Source organism: Baekduia sp., assembly GCF_035685985.1.
Classification (GTDB): domain Bacteria; phylum Actinomycetota; class Thermoleophilia; order Solirubrobacterales; family Solirubrobacteraceae; genus Baekduia.
In genome coordinates this window covers 219543-237824 of the sequence record NZ_DASRZV010000028.1, presented here as the reverse complement: position 1 = coordinate 237824, position 18282 = coordinate 219543, and the positions used below count along the sequence as shown (strand labels likewise).

Annotated in this window: 18 protein-coding genes; 15 read left to right on the top strand and 3 right to left on the bottom strand. The window is 72.2% G+C overall.

Going from position 1 to position 18282, the window contains the following annotated elements; translation table 11 throughout:
- Positions 1 to 66 precede the first annotated feature (66 nt).
- Complete coding sequence (locus VFG42_RS18815) at positions 67 to 2490, bottom strand: tetratricopeptide repeat-containing glycosyltransferase family 2 protein (RefSeq protein WP_324910312.1); 2424 nt, start codon at positions 2488 to 2490, stop codon at positions 67 to 69.
- A gap of 347 nt (positions 2491 to 2837) precedes the next feature.
- Here VFG42_RS18815 and VFG42_RS18810 point away from each other — a divergent pair, with 347 nt between their 5' ends.
- The 4 genes from VFG42_RS18810 to VFG42_RS18795 all read left to right on the top strand — a co-directional run bounded on the left by VFG42_RS18810 (position 2838) and on the right by VFG42_RS18795 (position 8161).
- Positions 2838 to 3656, top strand: a complete 819-nt coding sequence (locus VFG42_RS18810; protein ID WP_324910311.1) for a FliA/WhiG family RNA polymerase sigma factor — start codon at positions 2838 to 2840, stop codon at positions 3654 to 3656.
- Positions 3657 to 3839: 183 nt separating this feature from the next.
- Complete coding sequence (locus tag VFG42_RS18805) at positions 3840 to 5603, top strand: sensor histidine kinase (RefSeq protein ID WP_324910310.1); 1764 nt, start codon at positions 3840 to 3842, stop codon at positions 5601 to 5603.
- Entirely contained in the window at positions 5590 to 6072 is a 483-nt protein-coding gene (locus VFG42_RS18800; RefSeq protein WP_324910309.1) for a response regulator, read from the top strand. Before VFG42_RS18805 ends, VFG42_RS18800 begins: the two co-directional genes overlap by 14 nt.
- Positions 6062 to 8161 (top strand): putative bifunctional diguanylate cyclase/phosphodiesterase, encoded by a 2100-nt coding sequence (locus VFG42_RS18795; protein ID WP_324910308.1) that lies wholly within the window; start codon positions 6062 to 6064, stop codon positions 8159 to 8161. The genes VFG42_RS18800 and VFG42_RS18795 overlap by 11 nt, the downstream gene beginning before the upstream one ends.
- Here VFG42_RS18795 and VFG42_RS18790 read toward each other — a convergent pair.
- Positions 8158 to 8445, bottom strand: coding sequence for an EscU/YscU/HrcU family type III secretion system export apparatus switch protein (locus VFG42_RS18790; protein ID WP_324910307.1), 288 nt, complete (start codon positions 8443 to 8445; stop codon positions 8158 to 8160). The genes VFG42_RS18795 and VFG42_RS18790 overlap by 4 nt on opposite strands.
- Positions 8438 to 9025, bottom strand: coding sequence for a hypothetical protein (locus tag VFG42_RS18785; protein WP_324910306.1), 588 nt, complete (start codon positions 9023 to 9025; stop codon positions 8438 to 8440). Before VFG42_RS18785 ends, VFG42_RS18790 begins: the two co-directional genes overlap by 8 nt.
- A gap of 70 nt (positions 9026 to 9095) precedes the next feature.
- Here VFG42_RS18785 and VFG42_RS18780 point away from each other — a divergent pair, with 70 nt between their 5' ends.
- The 11 genes from VFG42_RS18780 to ligD all read left to right on the top strand — a co-directional run bounded on the left by VFG42_RS18780 (position 9096) and on the right by ligD (position 18011).
- Positions 9096 to 9785, top strand: coding sequence for a flagellar hook-basal body protein (locus tag VFG42_RS18780; protein ID WP_324910305.1), 690 nt, complete (start codon positions 9096 to 9098; stop codon positions 9783 to 9785).
- Positions 9786 to 9984: 199 nt separating this feature from the next.
- Positions 9985 to 10713, top strand: coding sequence for a flagellar hook-basal body protein (locus VFG42_RS18775; RefSeq protein ID WP_324910304.1), 729 nt, complete (start codon positions 9985 to 9987; stop codon positions 10711 to 10713).
- Positions 10713 to 11033: a hypothetical protein gene (locus tag VFG42_RS18770; protein WP_324910303.1), complete on the top strand. Its 321-nt coding sequence runs from the start codon at positions 10713 to 10715 to the stop codon at positions 11031 to 11033. Before VFG42_RS18775 ends, VFG42_RS18770 begins: the two co-directional genes overlap by 1 nt.
- On the top strand, positions 11030 to 11590 hold the full coding sequence (flgN, locus tag VFG42_RS18765) for a flagellar export chaperone FlgN (RefSeq protein ID WP_324910302.1): 561 nt from the start codon (positions 11030 to 11032) through the stop codon (positions 11588 to 11590). The genes VFG42_RS18770 and flgN overlap by 4 nt, the downstream gene beginning before the upstream one ends.
- Positions 11591 to 11593: 3 nt before the next feature.
- Entirely contained in the window at positions 11594 to 12934 is a 1341-nt protein-coding gene (gene flgK, locus VFG42_RS18760) for a flagellar hook-associated protein FlgK (RefSeq protein ID WP_324910301.1), read from the top strand.
- Between the two features lie 3 nt (positions 12935 to 12937).
- Positions 12938 to 13888 carry a flagellar hook-associated protein FlgL gene (gene flgL, locus VFG42_RS18755; RefSeq protein WP_324910300.1) on the top strand — a complete coding sequence of 317 codons (951 nt, stop codon included), beginning with the start codon at positions 12938 to 12940 and terminating at the stop codon, positions 13886 to 13888.
- 41 nt (positions 13889 to 13929) lie between these two features.
- Positions 13930 to 14382: a flagellar assembly protein FliW gene (gene fliW, locus VFG42_RS18750; protein ID WP_324910299.1), complete on the top strand. Its 453-nt coding sequence runs from the start codon at positions 13930 to 13932 to the stop codon at positions 14380 to 14382.
- A gap of 52 nt (positions 14383 to 14434) precedes the next feature.
- The gene (gene csrA / locus VFG42_RS18745) at positions 14435 to 14668 is read left to right on the top strand and encodes a carbon storage regulator CsrA (RefSeq protein WP_324910298.1); all 234 of its coding nucleotides are present in this window, start codon (positions 14435 to 14437) and stop codon (positions 14666 to 14668) included.
- A 67-nt stretch (positions 14669 to 14735) separates the two neighbouring features.
- Positions 14736 to 15542 (top strand): flagellin, encoded by an 807-nt coding sequence (locus tag VFG42_RS18740; protein WP_324910297.1) that lies wholly within the window; start codon positions 14736 to 14738, stop codon positions 15540 to 15542.
- Between the two features lie 112 nt (positions 15543 to 15654).
- On the top strand, positions 15655 to 17166 hold the full coding sequence (locus VFG42_RS18735) for a protein kinase domain-containing protein (protein ID WP_324910296.1): 1512 nt from the start codon (positions 15655 to 15657) through the stop codon (positions 17164 to 17166).
- Between the two features lie 20 nt (positions 17167 to 17186).
- Positions 17187 to 18011 (top strand): non-homologous end-joining DNA ligase, encoded by an 825-nt coding sequence (ligD, locus tag VFG42_RS18730; RefSeq protein ID WP_324910295.1) that lies wholly within the window; start codon positions 17187 to 17189, stop codon positions 18009 to 18011.
- Positions 18012 to 18282 lie beyond the last annotated feature (271 nt).

Sequence of the window (18282 nt, the reverse complement as noted above, 5' to 3'; positions counted from 1 at the left end):
GACGTTCGGCCGATCGTCGGATCGTCGAGCGGACGTGTGGCGGGACAGCCCATCGGACGCGTCGGGTCAGGCCGCGGCCAGGGCGGCGAGGTTCTCGGCCTCGGCGCGCATCAGCCGCGCGTCGTCGTGCAGGCCCTGGGCGTCGGCGAGGTCGGCGAGGCCGCGCAGCGCGCGCTCGTCCGGCGCGCCGAGGCGCTCGGCGACGCCGATCCACTCGCGGGCGGCGGACTCCAGGAAGCCGCGGCGGTGGTAGACGCCGGCCAGCAGCTCGCGCTGCTCGCGCCACGGCAGGTCGAGCCGCTCGACCACGCCGGCCAGCGCCTCGAACTCGTCGAAGCGCTCCAGGCGGGCGAGCGCCTCGAGCATGACGGCGACCAGCGGCGCGGCGCCGGCGGGCACGACGGCCGGAGCCGTCGGACCCCCACGCCACGCGCTCAGCGCGGCGAGCTGGGCCGGGCCGAGGCCGGCCTGGCTCGCGTAGGCGAAGGCGGCGTCGAGGTCGGCGTCGGCGGCACCGCCGGCCAGGCGGGCGAAGGTCAGCGTCTGGGCGGCGGACGGCGCGTGCGGCGCGTCGACGGGCACCGCGGCGGCCTGCTCGACGGCGCCCGCGAAGTCGCCGCGCGAGAGGCGGGCCTCGGCGAGCGCGACGCGCGCGGCGTGCGCGCCGGGCTGGGCGTCGAGCACGAGGCGCAGCTGCGCCTCGGCCTCGTCCAGCGCGGCGGCCTCGTAGAACGGGACGGCGAGCAGGAAGCGCTGCGCCGGCGTCGGCTCGGGCACCAGCTCGGCGACGCGCACGGCGACGTCCGCCGCGGGCGTGCCGCCGCGCAGCAGGACGCGGGCGTAGGGCTCGACCGCGCCGACGAACGCCGGGTGGTGCTCCAGGACGTGGCGCAGCTGCGCCTCGGCCTCGTCCAGGCGGCCGGCGGCGATCAGCGTCTCGGCCATCAGGTTGCGGGCGTGGTAGGTGCCGGCGCCGACCGTCGCGCTGTAGCGCGCGGGAGCGTCGCCCATCTCGACGCACCGCTCGAAGCGGGCCAGCGCGGTCTCGCGGTCGCCGGTCGCGCGGGCGGCCAGCGCCTGCTCCAGGACGACGTCGGTGAAGCCGGGCAGCAGGCCCAGGACCTCGTCGGCCTTGGCGACCGCCTCGTCGTGGCGGCCGTTGGCGTTCAGCGCCTTGACCAGGCGCGAGCACAGCGACGGGAAGTAGCCGAGCTCCAGGCGCTCGGGGTCGTCGGCGACCTTGTCCCAGGCGCGCTGGAGGTGGGTCAGCGAGCCGGCGACGTCGCCGGCGGCGGCGCGCTCGGAGCCGAGGTTGAAGTGCAGGAACGGCGTGTCGACGCCCTCGGCGATCTGGCGCTCGAGCAGCTCGAGGTTGCGGCGCGACTTCTCCTTGGCGTCGCGGACGGCGCCCAGGTAGCCGAAGTGCTCGACGCGGACCTGCGTGTACTCGACGCGCTCGGCCAGCGCGGGCAGCCGGTGCGCGAACTGCTCGTGGACGCGGCCCTCGAAGCGGTAGTCGGGGCGGTTCTTGAAGAGGCGCAGCGCGGCGTGCTGGACGGCCACGCCGTCCTGCAGCTCGCCGACGTGGTTGGACTCGGTGAGGAAGATGCCCTCGCGCCAGGTGTGGCCGAGCAGCTCGCGCAGGCGCGGGCCCTCGCCCTCGACCAGCACCTCGTCGGCGTCCAGGTACATCAGCCAGTCGCAGGTCGCGGCGTCGAGGCCGACGTTGCGCGCGGCGCTGAAGTCGCCGTCCCACTCGTGGTGGAGGATCGTCGCGCCGAAGGACTCGGCGATCGCGACCGTGCGATCGGTCGAGCCGGTGTCCACGACGATCAGCTCGTCGACGTGCTCGGCGACGGCCGCCAGGCAGCGCGGGAGCATCGCCTCCTCGTCCTTGACGATCATGCACAGCGACACCGTCTGGTCGGTGGCGGGCACGGCCTTCTGCGCGGCCTTCTGGGCGCGCGGGCCGAGCGTGCGCAGCAGGCGCAGCACCTGCGGCGGCAGGCCCTGCGGCGTGGTCAGGCCGGCCTTGCGCCGGGCCTTGCACGCCTTGAGGTTGTTGTGGACGTCGGGCAGCTCGCCGTCCAGGCGCTGGGCGGCGCGGAAGAGCGCCTCGGCGCCGACGAGCGCGCCGAGCTCGTAGAGCAGGACGCCGGTCAGGTTCAGCAGCACCGGCTCGCGGGGCTCGTCCTCGAGCATCTCGACGCCGGCCAGCGCGCCGGCGGCCAGCTGCTCGGCGTTCTTGGTGTCGGAGGCCGCGCGGTGGCGCAGGATCGACTCGATCAGCAGGCGCCGCGCCAGGTAGCGGTCGTTGTGCTCGCTCAGCCGCGCGGCGGCCGTGGTCAGCGCGCGCCAGCCCGCGAGGTCGTGGGCGGCCAGCAGCGACGCCGCGCGGTTGGTGACCTGCGCGACGGCGGCCGCGCCCGTGCTCGGAGCGGAAGACTGGGGTGCCGGTCCGTCGACCGGCGCGACAAGGCGAAGCGCCATGGGTGCTGAGGGCTCCTTGGAGGGGGCGGAGGGCGACGGGAGGGAGTCGCCACTCCGTACGTTCGGCCACCGACGATTCGAGTTGAGGGCGACGTCCGGCCGCGAGCGCGCCGTGTCCGCCGGCGGTCGGCCCTCACGCGTACGTGCGGGCGCGTGTCAAGCCCGATCGTCACCCATGCACAGGTTTGAACGCGCTCGATGCAGGTTCGACCGGCCGCCTACCCAGTTCTGGGGAGGTCGTGTCTGGCCGCATGTCCACCGGCCCGATACCAGACAGTGGGGATACGGAACGTTCGGGGCCGTCCCGATAACTCCAGCGTCCCCCCGCACCAAGGAGCCCCGTCGTCATGAGCCTCGCCACCGCACAAACCTCCAAGCGCCGCCTCTCCTCCGAGGACACGCTCGCGCTGTGGAAGGAGTACCGCCGGACCAACGATCGCGCCGTCCGCGATCGTCTCGTGCTGACCTTCGCCCCCCTGGTCAAGTACATCGTCTACAAGAAGGTCCGCGAGATGCCGGCCCGCTGCGAGGTCGAGGACTTCATCTCCTGCGGCCTGGAGGCGCTGATCCAGTCGATCGAGCGCTACGACCCGGCCAAGGGCGCCACGCTGGAGCAGTACGCCTGGACGCGCATCCACGGCGCCGTGCTCGACGAGCTGCGCCGCCAGGACTGGGCCCCGCGCTCCGTCCGCCGTTGGGAGCGCGACATCGAGCGCGCCGCCGACGAGTTCACCACGCTGCACGGCCGTCGCCCGACCCAGCCCGAGCTGGCGGAGTCGATGGGCACCACGGTCGCCGAGCTGCGCAAGCGCCGCGACGAGATCACGCAGTCGGACCTCACGTCGCTGAACACGCTGGTGCTCTCCGACGACGAGACGACGATCGAGCGCATCGACACGATCGCCTCGACCGACGTGTCGGCCGACCCGCTGCACGCCGCCGCCAAGGAGCAGGCCAAGGACAAGTTCCGCGAGGCCTTCTCCCGCCTGCCGCAGCGTGAGCGCGAGGTCGCGGTCCTGCTCTACGTCAAGAACATGACGCTGGCCGAGATCGGCGAGATCCTCGGCGTCAGCGAGTCCCGCGTCTGCCAGATCCACGGCCAGCTCAAGAAGACGCTGCGCTCCGTGCTGGACGACGACGCGCCGCTCTTCCAGGCCGTCGCCTAGCCCCGCGGCGCACGCGCCGCCACCCGATCGCCGGCTCTGCGGGGGGCCGTCCGATCAGGGGGTGGGACGCCCCCCTGAAGCTCCCTATTCCTGCAAAAGGCGGTCAACCTGCTCAAGGTGGCCGCCTTTTCTGCCGATTGGGAACGCCGAGCAGATCGGCTTTGCCCAACAAGGGGGGCAGAAATGTCTGGGAAAGCAGCATCAGAGCGGCGGTCCGGCCTGGACGGCCGTCGCATCGACGTCATCAGCACCGGGGCAGGCATCGCGGTCGTCGCGATCCTGGTCCTGTTCGCCATGCAGTTGCACGCGACGCAGACCAACTCGCGGTCGCGGTCGGTCGCGCGCTTCCAGGAGCGCGCCGAGATCGTCTCGGCCCTGATGCAGGCGGTCGTCGCCTCGGCGGGCGCCCCCGCGGAGAACGCGCGCCAGTACGGCGGCGCGCGCGTCGACGACGCCACGCTGGACCGCACCGCCGCCCGCGGCCACGTGGCCGCCGCCGCGCTGCTGGACGCGCACGGCGCCGTGCTGGCCGCGTCATCGGGGCTGACGGACGCCGACCGCGCGCGGCTGCGCGGCTCGTCCGCGGTCCGCGCGGCGCTGGGCGGCGCGCCGGTGGCCTTCGGCGACGTCGCCGACGGCCCGGCCGCCGCGCCGCTGGTCGACCTCGCGGCCGGCTTCGCCACGCCCCACGGCCGCCGCGTGCTGGTCGAGGTCGCGCCGATCAGCGCGCTCTCCACGTTCCTGAACGCCTACCTGGCGCGCATCCCGACGCGGTCGGGCACGGCCTACGTGCTCGACGCGCACGGCCGCGTGGTCGGCGCGCGCGACCCGGCGACCGCGATGGGACGGACCGTCCCCGGGCGCGGCCTGGCCGCCGCCGCCGGCGGCGCGCGCGACGGCGGCTACGCCGGCGGCCGCCACTACGTCGCCGCGCCGGTGCCCGGCACCACGTGGCGCGTCGTGCTGACCACCAGCGACACGGCGCTGTTCAGCTCGGTGACCGGCTGGCGCAAGTGGCTGCCGTGGCTGATCCTCGCGGCGCTCGGGCTGACCGCCCTGGGCTTCGTCGCGGTGCTGCGCCGCGCGATGCGTGCGGCCGCGCAGCTGCGGGCGGCCAACGACCGGCTCGCGGAGAGCAACGCGCAGCTGGAGAGCGCCAACGCGCTGCTGCGCCACGCGGCCGAGTTGGCGCGCTCCAACGCCGAGCTGGAGCAGTTCGCGTCGATCGCCTCGCACGACCTGCAGGAGCCGCTGCGCAAGGTCCAGACGTTCGCCGCGCAGATCAACGCCACCGAGGCCGACCGGCTCAGCGAGCAGGGCCAGGACTTCCTGCGGCGCATGAGCGACGCGGCCGGGCGCATGCGCGCGCTGATCGACGACCTGCTCGCGTTCTCGCGCGTCTCGACCAAGGGCCGCCCGTTCGCGCCGGTGGCGCTCGACGACGTCGCCGCCCAGGCGCTGTCGGACCTCGAGATCGCGATCGCCGAGAGCGACGCGCGGGTCACGGTCGGCGCGCTGCCCGAGGTCGAGGCCGACGCGGTCCAGATGCGCCAGCTGCTGCTGAACCTGATCGGCAACGCGCTGAAGTTCCGGCGCGAGGGCGTGACGCCCGTCGTGCGCGTGGACGCGCACGTGGCCGACGGCATCGCCGAGCTGACGGTCGCCGACAACGGCCTCGGCTTCGACCCGCGCTTCGCGACGCGCATCTTCCGCGCCTTCGAGCGCCTGCACGGCGCCGGCTCCTACCCCGGCACCGGGATCGGCCTGGCGCTCTGCCGCAAGATCGTCGAGCGCCACCACGGCACGATCACCGCCGACGGCGCCGAGAACGAGGGCGCGACGTTCACGGTCCGACTCCCGGTCCGCCAACCGGACGACGGCGCCCCCGCCCCGACCCAGCTCTTCCCCAACGACGACCACCCGGAGGTCCCGCATGCCCTCGCCTGATCCGGCCGCCGAGCGGCAGTCGATCACGATCCTCATGGCCGACGACGACGAGGACGACCGCGTCCTCACCGCCGACGCGCTGCGGCGGTCGCGGCTCGTCAACGACATGCGGTTCGTCGTCGACGGCGACGACCTCATGCAGTACCTGCGCGGCGAGGGCGTCTACGCGCCCGGCGGCGTGGAGGCGCCGCGCCCCGGCCTGATCCTGCTCGACCTCAACATGCCCAAGAAGGACGGGCGCGAGGCGCTGGCCGAGATCAAGGGCGATCCCGACCTGCGCCGCATCCCCGTGGTCGTGCTGACGACGTCCAAGGCCGAGGAGGACATCTTCCGCACCTACGACCTCGGCGTGAACTCGTTCGTGAGCAAGCCGGTGACCTTCGAGGAGCTGGCGAAGGTGATGACGACGCTCGCCCGCTACTGGTTCGAGCTGGTCGAGCTGCCCGAGGACGGTGACGATGCCGAGTGACCCGCTGCGGATCCTCCTGGTCGAGGACGACGAGGACGACTTCGTCCTGACGCGCGCGCTGCTCGAGCAGCCGGGCCAGCTCCCCTTCCAGCTCGACTGGGAGCGCGACTACCGCCCCGCGCTGGACACGATCCGCCGCGGCCGGCACGACCTCTACCTCGTCGACTACCGCCTCGGCGAGCGGACCGGCCTGGACCTCGTCCGCGACGCCTGGATGCGCGAGCCGTCGGCGCCGGTGATCATCCTCACCGGCCAGGACGACTACGAGGTCGACCTCCGCGCCACCGAGCTGGGCGTCACCGACTACCTCGTCAAGGGGACGCTCGACGGCCCCAGCCTGGAGCGGACGATCCGCTACGCGATCCGCCACCACCGCGTCATGGAGGACCTGCGTCTCAGCGAGGAGCGCTACGCCGTCGCGGTGCGGGCGACCAACGACGCGATCTGGGACTGGGATCTCGACGACGACCTCCTGCACTTCTCCGAGCGCTGGACGACCCTGCTCGGCTACGGCGCCGAGACGTTCGCGACGCGCCGGCCGGCCGCGTGGTTCGACCTCGTCCACCCCGACGACGCCGGGCAGCTGCAGCGCGAGCTGCGGCACCACCTCGCCGGCGACGACGCGCACTTCGAGCACGAGCACCGCGTCCGCCACGCCGACGGCGACTGGCGCTGGGTCCTGGCCCGCGGGCTCACGACGCGCGGGCCCGACGGCGGCGCGCGCCGGATGACCGGCTCGCTGTCGGACGTCACCGACCGCCGCGTCGCCGAGCAGCGGCTGGTCCACGACGCGCTGCACGACAGCCTGACCGGGCTGCCCAACCGCGCGCTCTTCATGGACCGCCTCGCGCAGTGCGTGCGCCACCGCGACCGCCATCCGGGCTACGGCTGCGCGCTGCTGTACTTCGACCTCGACCGCTTCAAGCTCGTCAACGACAGCCTCAGCCACTCCGCCGGCGACCGCCTGCTGGTCGAGCTGGCGCGGCGCGTGGACGCGGTGCTCCGCCCGGGCGACACGCTCGCGCGCCTCGGCGGCGACGAGTTCTGCGTCCTGCTCGACGGCGTCGGCAGCCCGGCGGAGCCCAAGGGCGTCGCCCGCCGCGTGGCCGCCGCGATCGGCCGCCCGGTCCGCCTCGAGCGCCGGGACCTGTCGGTCACGGCGAGCATCGGCATCGCCCACGACCTCGCCGACGCCGTCGAGCCCGAGGAGCTGGTGCGCAACGCCGACATCGCGATGTACGCGGCCAAGGGCGAGGGCGGCGACCGCTTCCGCGTCTTCGACGCGAGCATGCACCGGCGCGTGGTCGAGCGCGTGTCGCTGGAGGCCAAGCTGCGCCGGGCGATCGACGCGGGCAGCGTCGGCACGGCGTTCCAGCCGATCGTGGACCTCGCCGACGGGCGCCTGCGCGGCCTGGAGGTGCTCGCGCGCTGGCCGGAGGGCGAGGACCCGGTGCCGCCGCGCGACTTCATCCCTGTCGCCGAGGAGTCCGGCCTGATCGGGCCGCTCGGCGAGCTGGTCCTGCGCCGCGCGTGCCACACGCTGGCCGACTGGCGGGCGCGCGGGGTCGTCGACGACGACGTGACGGTCAGCGTCAACGTGTCGATCCGCCAGACCGACGACGCGGGCTTCGCCACCGTCGTCCGCGAGGCGCTCGCCGAGGCGGGCCTGGAGCCGAGCGGCCTCGTGCTGGAGATCACCGAGAGCACGCTGATCGAGAACCCCGAGCGGGTCCGCGCCGTGCTGGCCGAGCTGCTCGCGCTCGGCGTCGGCCTCCAGCTCGACGACTTCGGCACCGGCTACTCGTCGCTGACCGTCCTGCACGACTTCCCGGGCGACACGCTGAAGATCGACCGCTCGTTCGTGGCCACGATGCTCGACCGGCCCGAGAGCCTCACGATCGTGCGCGCGATCGTCGGGCTGGCGCACAACCTCGGCCTGCGCGTCGTCGGCGAGGGGATCGAGACCCCCGAGCAGCGCCGGGCGCTGACCGACCTGGGCTGCGAGTACGGCCAGGGCTACCACGTCGGCCACCCGCTGGACGCGGGCGCGCTCGAGACGCTGCTGACGCGCTGCGCGCCGCGGGCCTAGCGCCCGCGGCGCTCCAGGCCGTAGGCCCACACGAGGACCTCGGCCACCGCGACGAACAGCTCGGGCGGGATCTCCTGCTCCAGCTCCAGGCGCGCCAGGGCCTCGGCGAGCGCCGGGTCCTCGCGCACCGGCAGGCCCTGCTCGCGCGCGATCTCCACGATCCGCTCCGCGATCAGGCCCGACCCCGTCGCGATCACCCGCGGCGCGGCCGCCTGGTCGCGCTCGTAGCGCAGCGCGGTCGCGCGCTTGGGCCGCTGGCCCGATCGTCGCGGCGGCTCAGGCACGGCGGTCGAAGCCCCGGGGATGGACGGTGACCCGCGTCGGGTTGCCGGTCGCGCGCGCCAGGGCGTCGCTCAGCGCCGCGGCCGCGTCGGCGACCGTCGCCGCCGGCTCGCCGGCCGCGACGTGGACCGCGGCGGACCGGTCGTCCAGGCGGACGTCGAGCCGGCCCAGCGTCGGCGAGTCGTAGCGCACGACGACCGACGTCGCCGGCGCTCCGCCCTTCCGGCCGGCGGCCCGCTCGCGCTCCTGCACGTGGATCTGGGCGAGGATCCCGCCCGGGAGCGCCACCTGGTAGGCGTCGGCGGGGACCTGCGGGGCCTCCGCCGCCTGCGCGGCCCGCGCCAGGGACGAGCCCGGCTCGAGCACCTTGAGGTGGATGCGCTCGCTGGTCGCCTCCTGGACCTGCATCCGCAGCACCTGGCCGGGGACGACGCCGTCGGGCAGCCGCGCGGCGAGCTTGACGCCCGCCAGGTTCAGCGTCTTGGGGTCCAGCACGCGCCCCGTGACGAACGTCCCCGGCGTGAGCTTGACGTCGGGCAGCAGCCCGCGCAGCAGGACCGCGCTGATCGGGATCGCTTCCATGTCCACCGACAGGTTCGCACGTGCGCGGGCGCCTCAAGTCGGCCGTCTCGCCGCCGACATCCCAGGAGGCATGGAACGCGGGCTTTACATCGCCGCCGCCGGCATGGTCGCCGAGATGGTGCGGCAGGATCAGATCTCCAACGATCTCGCCAACGCCGCCACCCCCGGCTACAAGTCCGACCAGGCCCAGCAGCACTCCTTCAAGGACATGCTGTTGGAGAACACCAAGACCGGCGAGGTCGTCGGCACCTTGGGCGCCGGCCCGCTCATCACCAAGACGGTCACCGACCTCACGCCCGAGGCCCTGAAGTCCACCGGCGAGCCGCTGGACCTGGCCATCGCCGGGCCCGGCTACTTCGCGGTGCAGACCGCCCAGGGCGTCCGCTACACCCGCAACGGCTCGTTCAAGGCCGGCGCGGACGGCACGCTGACCGACCAGCTCGGCAACAAGGTGCTCGGCACCGATCGCCGCCCGGTCCAGGTCAAGGCCGACGGCACCGTCGACACCGCCAAGGTCGGCAACTTCGCGCTGACCGGCGTCAAGAAGGCCGGTGACTCGTACTTCACGGGCGCCACCGCCGGCGCCGGCAAGGGCGAGGTCCAGTCGGGCTACCTCGAGGGCTCCGGCGTCGACGCCGGACGCACGATGGTCGACATGATGGCTTCCCTGCGCGCCTACGAGGCGGGCCAGAAGGCCATCCAGACGATCGACTCGACGCTGCAGCTGGCGTCGGGCCAGGTCGGCAACCTCCCGGGCTAACGCCTGCACTCGCCGCGGTTTGACGGCGGCCGGGACGTCCTCCAGCGGACGGATGTTCCACCACTTCTCAAGTCGGTTCGGCCCTTGCCGATCACCGGGGAGACAGAGGATCACCGAATGGCTGGACCACCCGTTGGTGGAAGCCGGAGATCCTGATTTCCCTCCTTCCCAGGAGACCCGGTAAACAGTGCTCGAAGGCATGTACACGGCGGCCGCCGGCATGGCGGCCCAGCAGACGCGGCTCGACGCCGTCTCGGCGGATCTCGCCAACGTCGACACCACCGGCTACAAGTCGGCCCGTGTCGCGTTCCGCGACCTCGTGTACGACAGCGCGCAGGGCTTCGGCGCCGACAAGAGCGTCGAGATCGGTGCGGGGTCGGCCGCGACCTCCATCGGACGCTCCTCCGCGCAGGGCGCGATGAAGAGCACCGGGCGCTCCTTGGACGTCGCGCTCAACGGCCAGGGCTTCATCCAGGTCAAGTTGAGCGACGGCACGAAGGCGCTGACGCGCGATGGCAACCTCCAGGTCACCGCCGACGGACGCCTCGCCCTGCACAGCGGCCAGCTGCTCGAGCCGGCCATCAAGGTCCCGCAGGGCGCCAACACGGATGCGATCGACATTCGCACCGACGGGACGGTCTCGCTCGCCGGCAAGGCGCTCGGCCAGATCAAGATCGTGGATGTCCCCGCTCCGGCGGCCCTCAAGGGCGGCCCGGACAACACCTTCGTGGCGACGAAGGGCTCGGGCGCGATCCGCGCGGCGAGCACGTCCACCACGTTGACGCAGCGCACGTTGGAGGCCTCCAACGTGGACGAGGCGCAGGCCATGACCGACATGATCGAGGCCCAGCGCGCGTTCCAGCTCGCCTCCAAGGCCATCACCACCCAGGACCAGGTCCAGGAAATCGCCAACCAGGTGAAGAAGTGATGTCCACCCTCTCCGGCCTCTCCCCGATCGACGACTCGATGCTGCCCGCCGACGTGCGCAACGGCAGCAAGACCGATCAGGACAACTACAAGGCGGGCCTGCAGTTCGAGCGCCAGCTCGTCGAGCAGCTCACCCAGACGATGGCCGACACCACCAAGGCGGCCACGGCGGGCGGCAGCGACGACGACCAGTCCTCGGACGCGACCACCGACTCCTACAAGCAGATGCTGCCCGGCGTCATGGCCGACGCGGTGATGGGCGCCGGCGGCCTCGGCCTCGCGCGCACCATCGCCCAGAACCTCAAGGGGCAGACCTCGTGAGCGCCACGACCCTCGCCCCGCAGGCGCCGACCGCGTTCGGCACCGACGTCCTGCGCCACCTCGACACGCAGATCGCCTCCGCCCGCCGGCTGCTGGACGCCGTCCTGCGCCAGGGCGCCGCGATCCGCAACCGCGACGTCGACGCCGTCCTCGCCCGCCTCGGCGAGATGCAGGCCGAGATGGAGCGCCGCTCGGGCCTGGAGCGCGACCGCGTCCGCCTGCTCACGCAGGCCGGCGGCGGCCTCGGCATCCCGGCCCACCAGGTGACGCTCGAGGCGCTCGCCCAGCTCTTGCACGCCAACGAGGCGCTCGCGGCCAAGGGCCGCAGCGCCGAGCTCCGCGGCCTCCTCGCCGAGATCCAGCGCGAGCACCTCGTCAACCGCGCCCTCATGCGCCAGGAGCTCGCGTTCCTGTCGCACCTGACCCGCCAGCTCGGCGTGGACGGCGAGGACGTCGGCTACCGGCCGCCCAGCGAGCCGGGCGCCACGATGCGCGCCACCCTCGACCCGGCGGCCCAGCCGGTGCGGATCCGCCGCGCCCTGGACCTCGAGGCCTAGGCCATGACGATCCCGGCCTTCAGCGGACTCAACACGGCGCTGCGCGGCGTCCAGGCCCACCAGGCCGCGCTCGACGTCACGTCCCACAACATCTCCAACGTCAACACCGCCGGCTACACGCGCCAGCAGGTCATCTTCGGCGCCTCGGCGTCGCTGCTGATCGACGCCGGAGCCAAGCAGGACGGGACCGGCGCGCAGCTGGGCCAGGGCGTCGACGTCCTCAGCTACCGCCGCATCCGCGAGAGCTTCCTGGATCTCCAGTACCGCGCGCAGAACATGGCCGCGTCGCAGTCGCAGGTCACCGCCCAGCGGCTGACCACGGTGCAGAACCTGCTCGGCACCAACACGGCCAACGACCTCGGCAAGCTGCTCGACAACTTCTGGACCGCGTGGGACGGGCTGGCCGCCAACCCCAGCTCGCAGGTCAACAAGGACGCCGTCGCCAACGCGGCGGGCCAGCTGAGCGCGCGCTTCAAGCAGCTCGACAGCGACCTGGCGACCTCCGGCCAGCAGGCCACCGAGGCGATCTCCGACATGCTGTCGGACGACGGCCCGATCAAGCCGATCGCCACCGAGCTGGCCAAGCTCAACGACCAGATCAACCGCGCCGTCCAGTCCGGCACCGAGCCCAACGACCTGCTCGACCGCCGCGACCAGCTGCTCGACCAGCTGTCGCAGTACGGCCAGGTCTCGGTCACCGCCGACCCGACGCTCGACGCCGCCGGCAACAAGGCCTACCCGGGCATGATCCAGGTGTCGTTCGCGGGCGCGACGACCCCGCTGGTCTCGCAGTCGACGGTCTCGATGCCGACGACGGCGACGCTGGGCGCCTCGCCCGGCGGCCAGCTCGGCGGCCTGCAGGACGTCGTCAGCAAGATCGACGGCTACCGCACGACGCTGTCGTCGATGGCCTCGTCGCTGATCACGAGCGTCAACTCGCTGGCCACCAACCCGATCTTCTCCGGCACCGGCGCGAGCGACATGACGACGGTCGCCACCGGCGCGACGGTCACCGCCACCACGGCGGGCGGCGCGGCGGGCGACAACTCGGTCGCCGCGGCGATCGCCGCCCTGCGCGGCGGCGCGGTCGACCAGGCCTACGCGGGCCTGGTCCGCTCGGTCGGCTCCGACGTCAAGAACGCCACCAACGCCAACGCCACGGCGACGAGCGTCCTGGCCTCGATCGACGCGCAGCGCCAGTCGGTGTCCGGCGTCTCGATGGACGAGGAGATGTCCAACCTCATCAAGTTCCAGCGCGGCTACCAGGCCGCGGCGCGAGCGCTGACGACGATGGACGACATCCTCAACACGCTGATCAACTCGACCGGACGGGTGGGGATGTAGGCCATGTCCATGCGCGTCACCAACAACATGGTCAGCAACCGGGTCCTGTACGACCTGCAGACCCGGTACCAGTCGCTGGCCGACAGCCAGACCCAGATCTCCACCGGCCGCTCGGTCAACGCGCCGTCCGACAACCCGGTCGCCGCGGCGCAGGAGCGCCTGCGCCAGTCGGAGCTGTCGGGCATCCAGTCGAGCAAGACCAGCGTCGCCGCCGTGCAGACGCGGCTGACGTCGATGGAGTCCTCGCTGGAGTCGATCCGCTCGGTCCTGTCGCGCGCCAACGAGCTCGCGCTGACCGGCGCCAACGGCTCCTACAGCCAGACCGACCGCAACGCGATGGCCGACGAGATCGACCAGCTGATCAAGTCCGTCAAGGACTCGGTCAACGCGAAGGTCGACGGCGACTACGTCTTCTCCGGCACGGCGACCGACAAGGCGCCGTACACGACCGCGACCGGCGACGCCTACCAGGGCGACGCCAACGCGACCGTCCGCGACGGCGGCGCCGGCACCCAGCTTTCCACCAACCCGTCGTTCATCGGAACGGACGGGACCAGCACGCCCTTGACCGCGGGAGCGCTCTTGGGCAGCGGCAGCGCCACGGGGGACGGCAAGATCCTCGACGCGCTGACCCAGCTCTCCGCGCATCTGCGCGGGGGCACGGCCGCGGACCTCCAGGCGATCGGCACGACCGACCTGAAGGCGATCCAGGCCAACCAGACCGCCATCTCCTCCGCCGTCTCGGCGATCGGGGCGATGAGCAACCGGGCCACGGCGGCCGCGTCCCGCCTCGACGACCTCGAGAGCGGGACCAAGCAGAAGATCGACGACCTCACCGGCCTCGATCTCGCCCAGGCCATCTCGAACTACACGACGCAATCTGCCGCCTACGAGGCCTCCTTGAAGGTCGGCGCGCAGATCATCCAGCCGTCCCTCCTGCAATTCCTGTCATGAGCGGCGGACTGAACACCCCCAACCACGGAGGCGACTCCCACATGGCAGTAACGCTCCAGTCGAGCCGCTTCGGGGAGCTTCAGATCCCCGCCGAGGCAGTGCTCGAATTTCCCAATGGGCTCATCGGCCTCGGCGGCCGGCGCTTCGCCCTCCTCGCCCGCAGCGAGGAGTCCGCGTTCGTCTGGCTGCACTCGATGGACGACCCCGAGCTGGCGGTCCCCGTGACGAACCCCTGGCGGTTCTTCGAGGACTACGAGCTCGAGCTGTCCGACGACGAGGCCGAGCGGCTCGGGGTCAGCGGCCCCGAGGACGCGATGGTCTACGTGACCGTCCGGTCCGCCGCCGCACTCGAGGACTTCTGCGCCAACCTCCGCGCGCCGATCCTCGTCGTGGGCAACACCGGCCACCAGGTGATCAACCAGGTGCCGGACGCCCCGGTCCGTGCCCCCCTCTTCGCCGGGCTCCAGGAGGAGCCTTCGACGAAGGCCGCGTAGCCCGCTCTACGCTCGAACCCCCAGCCTCGGAATCCAAGGAGGAATCTGAAAGATGCTCATCATCACCCGCCGTCCCGGCGAGAAGATCATGGTCGGCGACGACGTCGTGGTCGAGGTGATCGAGGTGTCCGGTTCGAGCGTTCGCATCGGCATCGCCGCCCCGAAGTCCATCCCGGTCTACCGGGAGGAGATCTGGGCGGCCGTTCAGGCGGAGAACCGTGCCGCCGCAGCGTCTGACGTCGCGGAGCTTCCCGACGACGTCCCGGCGCCCTCCAAGAAGTCATAGCCGCCGGCTAAGACGCAACTCCCTCCAACGCACCACTCCCTCCAAGGACAGGAAAGGACGACAAAGGATGTCCCTTCGCATCACCCACAACATCGAGGCGATGAACGCCACGCGGAATCTGCAGGCCAACACGGCCAAGATCTCGCAGTCGATGGAACGCTTGAGCTCCGGCTACCGCATCAACCGCGCGGCCGACGACGCCGCCGGCCTCGGCATCTCCGAGTCCATGCGCGCCCAGATCCGCGGCCTCGGACAGGCCCAGAAGAACATCCAGGACGGCGTGTCCATGGTGCAGACCGCCGAGGGCAACCTCGACGAGGTCCACTCCATGCTGCAGCGCATCCGCGAGCTGGCCGTGCAGTACAAGAACGGCTCGCTGGACGACAACGCGCGCACCTCGATCCAGAACGAGGTCAACCAGCTGGCCTCCGAGATCGACCGCATCGGCGCCCAGGCGCAGTTCAACGGCATCCACCTGCTCAACGGTGGCGCCACGGTGTCCTTCCAGGTCGGCGCCAACGATGGCGAGCAGATCGGGATCACGTTCCTGAACCTCGCCAGCGGCATCGGCACGTCCTACTCGACGCTGACGACGGGCAACAACACCGACATCTCGGAGATCGACACGGCGATCACCGCCGTCTCCAACGCCCGCGCCGAGATGGGTGCCGTCCAGAACCGCCTCGACCACACGCTCTCGGTCTCCGCGGCCTACCAGGAGAACCTGACCTCCGCCGAGTCGCGCATCCGCGACGTCGACATGGCCGAGGAGATGGTCAACCTCACGAAGATGCAGGTCCTGCAGCAGGCCGGCACCGCGATGCTCTCGCAGGCCAACCAGGCCCCGCAGAACGTCCTGAAGCTGCTCCAGTAGCGGCGGCTCGTTCGTTTCACTGTCCGGCCCTGGGCCGCTCCCTCGTGGGGGAGCGGTCCGCGGGTCGTTAAAGGTGATCCCGGACTTAGGGCGAACGGGGACAATAGGAATTGTGAGCTCGCAGGTCGGCACGCTGCTCAACGGCCGGTATCGGCTGGACGCCCAGATCGGAACGGGAGGGATGTCGACGGTCTATCGCGCCTTCGACACGGTCCTGGAGCGGCAGGTGGCGATCAAGCTGATGCACCGCGAGATCGCCTCCGACAGCGACCAGCTGGAGCGCTTCCGGCGCGAGGCGCGAGCGGTCGCGCAGCTCAACCACCCGCACATCGTCACGGTCATCGACGCGGGCGAGGACGACAACATGCCGTACATCGTCTTCGAGTACGTCGAGGGCGAGACGCTGAAGGACCGCATCCGGCGCTACGGGCGGCTGCCGATCCAGGAGTCGATCGCCTACGCGATCGAGATCGCCCGCGCGCTCGGCGTCGCGCACGACCGCGGGATCGTCCACCGCGACGTCAAGCCCCAGAACGTGCTGGTCGACGAGGAGGGCTCGGCGAAGGTCACCGACTTCGGGATCGCGCGCACGCTCGACCAGGAGGGCCTGACCGCCGACGGCCGCGTCCTGGGCACGACCGACTACGTCTCGCCCGAGCAGGCGCTGGGCCATCCGGTCACCGGCCAGAGCGACCTGTACTCCTTGGGCATCGTCCTGTTCGAGATGCTGACGGGCGACGTCCCGTTCAAGGGCGACAACCAGGTCGCGGTGGCGATGAAGCACGTCCGCGAGCAGCTGCCCGACGTGCGGATCCGGCGGCCGGAGGTCAGCAGCGCGCTGGCCGCGGTGCTGGAGCGCGCGACGGCCAAGGAGACCGAGCAGCGCTACCCGGACGACCGCGCGCTGATCGCCGCCCTCGAGGAGGTCCTGGCGATCGAGACGCAGCGGTCCGGGCAGTCGACCGGCGAGGCGACCGCGGTCCTGCGCACGCTCCCGGCCAGCGCGCAGCGCCGGCTGCCGACCCGCGTGATCCACCCGGTCCGGCTGATCGCGGCGCTGGTGGTGATCGCGGCGGTGGTCGTCGCGGTCGTGCTGCTGCTGGCCGACAACACCCACCGCGGCACCCAGCAGCGGCCGGTGGTCAACTCCGCGCCGGCCCAGGGCGTGAAGTCGGTGTCGCTGGGCCAGTCGCGCGCGCACGACTTCGACCCCTACGGCAACGACCACCACGAGCACTCCCGCGACGTCGGGCGCGTGCTCGACGGCGACCCCGGCACGGCGTGGACGACCGAGACCTACCGCGGCGGCTTCGGCACCAAGCCCGGCGTCGGGATCTACATCGACGCCAAGCCGGGCGTGGTCGGCAAGCGCATCGAGATCCGCACGACGACCACCGGGTGGACCGGCAAGATCTACGTCGCCAACTCGGTCGACCCCAACGCCACCAACCTGGACGGCTGGCAGGACATCGGCGCGAACATCGACGCCACCTCGAAGTCGATCGCGGTCCCGCTGGACACCGCCGGGCAGAAGTTCCGCTATTACCTGATCTGGATCGACAAGCTGCCGCCGTCCGGGCAGGTCGGCATCTCGGAGATCGTCCTATTCCAGCCGCGGGGCTGAAGCTGACGCACCCCGAGCGGGTGCTGTGGCCCGACGACGGGATCACCAAGCGCGACCTGTATGACTACATGGGCGCGATCGCCGACGTGATGCTCGTGCACGTGCGCGACCGGCCGGTGTCGCTGCAGCGCTTCCGCGGGAGCGTGGACGAGGGCGGGTTCTTCCAGAAGCAGGTGCCCAAGGGCGCGCCGGATTGGGTGCGGACGGTCGAGGTGCCCAAGCGCGACGGGGTCGTCCGCCACGTGCTGGCCAACGACCGGCGCACGCTGCAGTGGCTGGCCCAGCAGGGCTGCGTGACGCCGCACGTGTTCACCGAGCGCGCCGACAGGCTGGACCGCCCCGACCGGGTCGTCATCGACCTCGACCCGTCGACCGAGGACTTCGCCGCGGTGCGGACAGCGGCGCGGCTGTGCGGCGAGGCGCTGCGCGACGCGGGCCTGGAGCCGTTCGCGATGGTGACCGGGTCGCGCGGGATCCACGTCGTGACGCCGATCAGGCGGACCCGGTCGACCGAGGACGTCCACGCGTGGGCCCGGGCGTTCGCGGCGCGGTTGGCCGAGCGCCACGACGACGCGCTGACGACCGAGTTCTACAAGAACAAGCGCGACGACCGGATCTACCTGGACGTCGCCCGCAACGGCCCCGCGCAGACCGTCGTCCCGCCCTACGCGCCGCGCCCGCGCGCCCACGCGCCGGTGGCCACGCCGCTGCGCTGGGAGGAGCTGGACGACGACGGCCTGCGTCCCGACGGCTGGACGCTGCGCACGATCGGCGCGCGGCTGGACGACCTCGGCGGCGACCCGTGGGCCGAGATCGCCGGCGCGGCCGGGGCCCTCCCCCGCTGAGGGGACCCCAGCGTCGTCCTCCTAACGCCCACGCTCCGCGGGTCCCGCTGGCCAACCGATCACCGTGGCATGGCCTCCCTCCCGGCTCTCCCCTCGCTGGCCTCCCTGCGCCGCAAGCACGACAACAACCCCTCCGACGCCGACCTCGTCGCCGAGGCCGACGCCAAGCTCAACCTCGCCCGTCGCCTCCAGGCCGAGGACGACGCGCGACGCGCGACCTCGGTCGCGCCGCCTTCGTCGTCGCGCCGCCTTCGTCGTCGCGCCGCGGCGC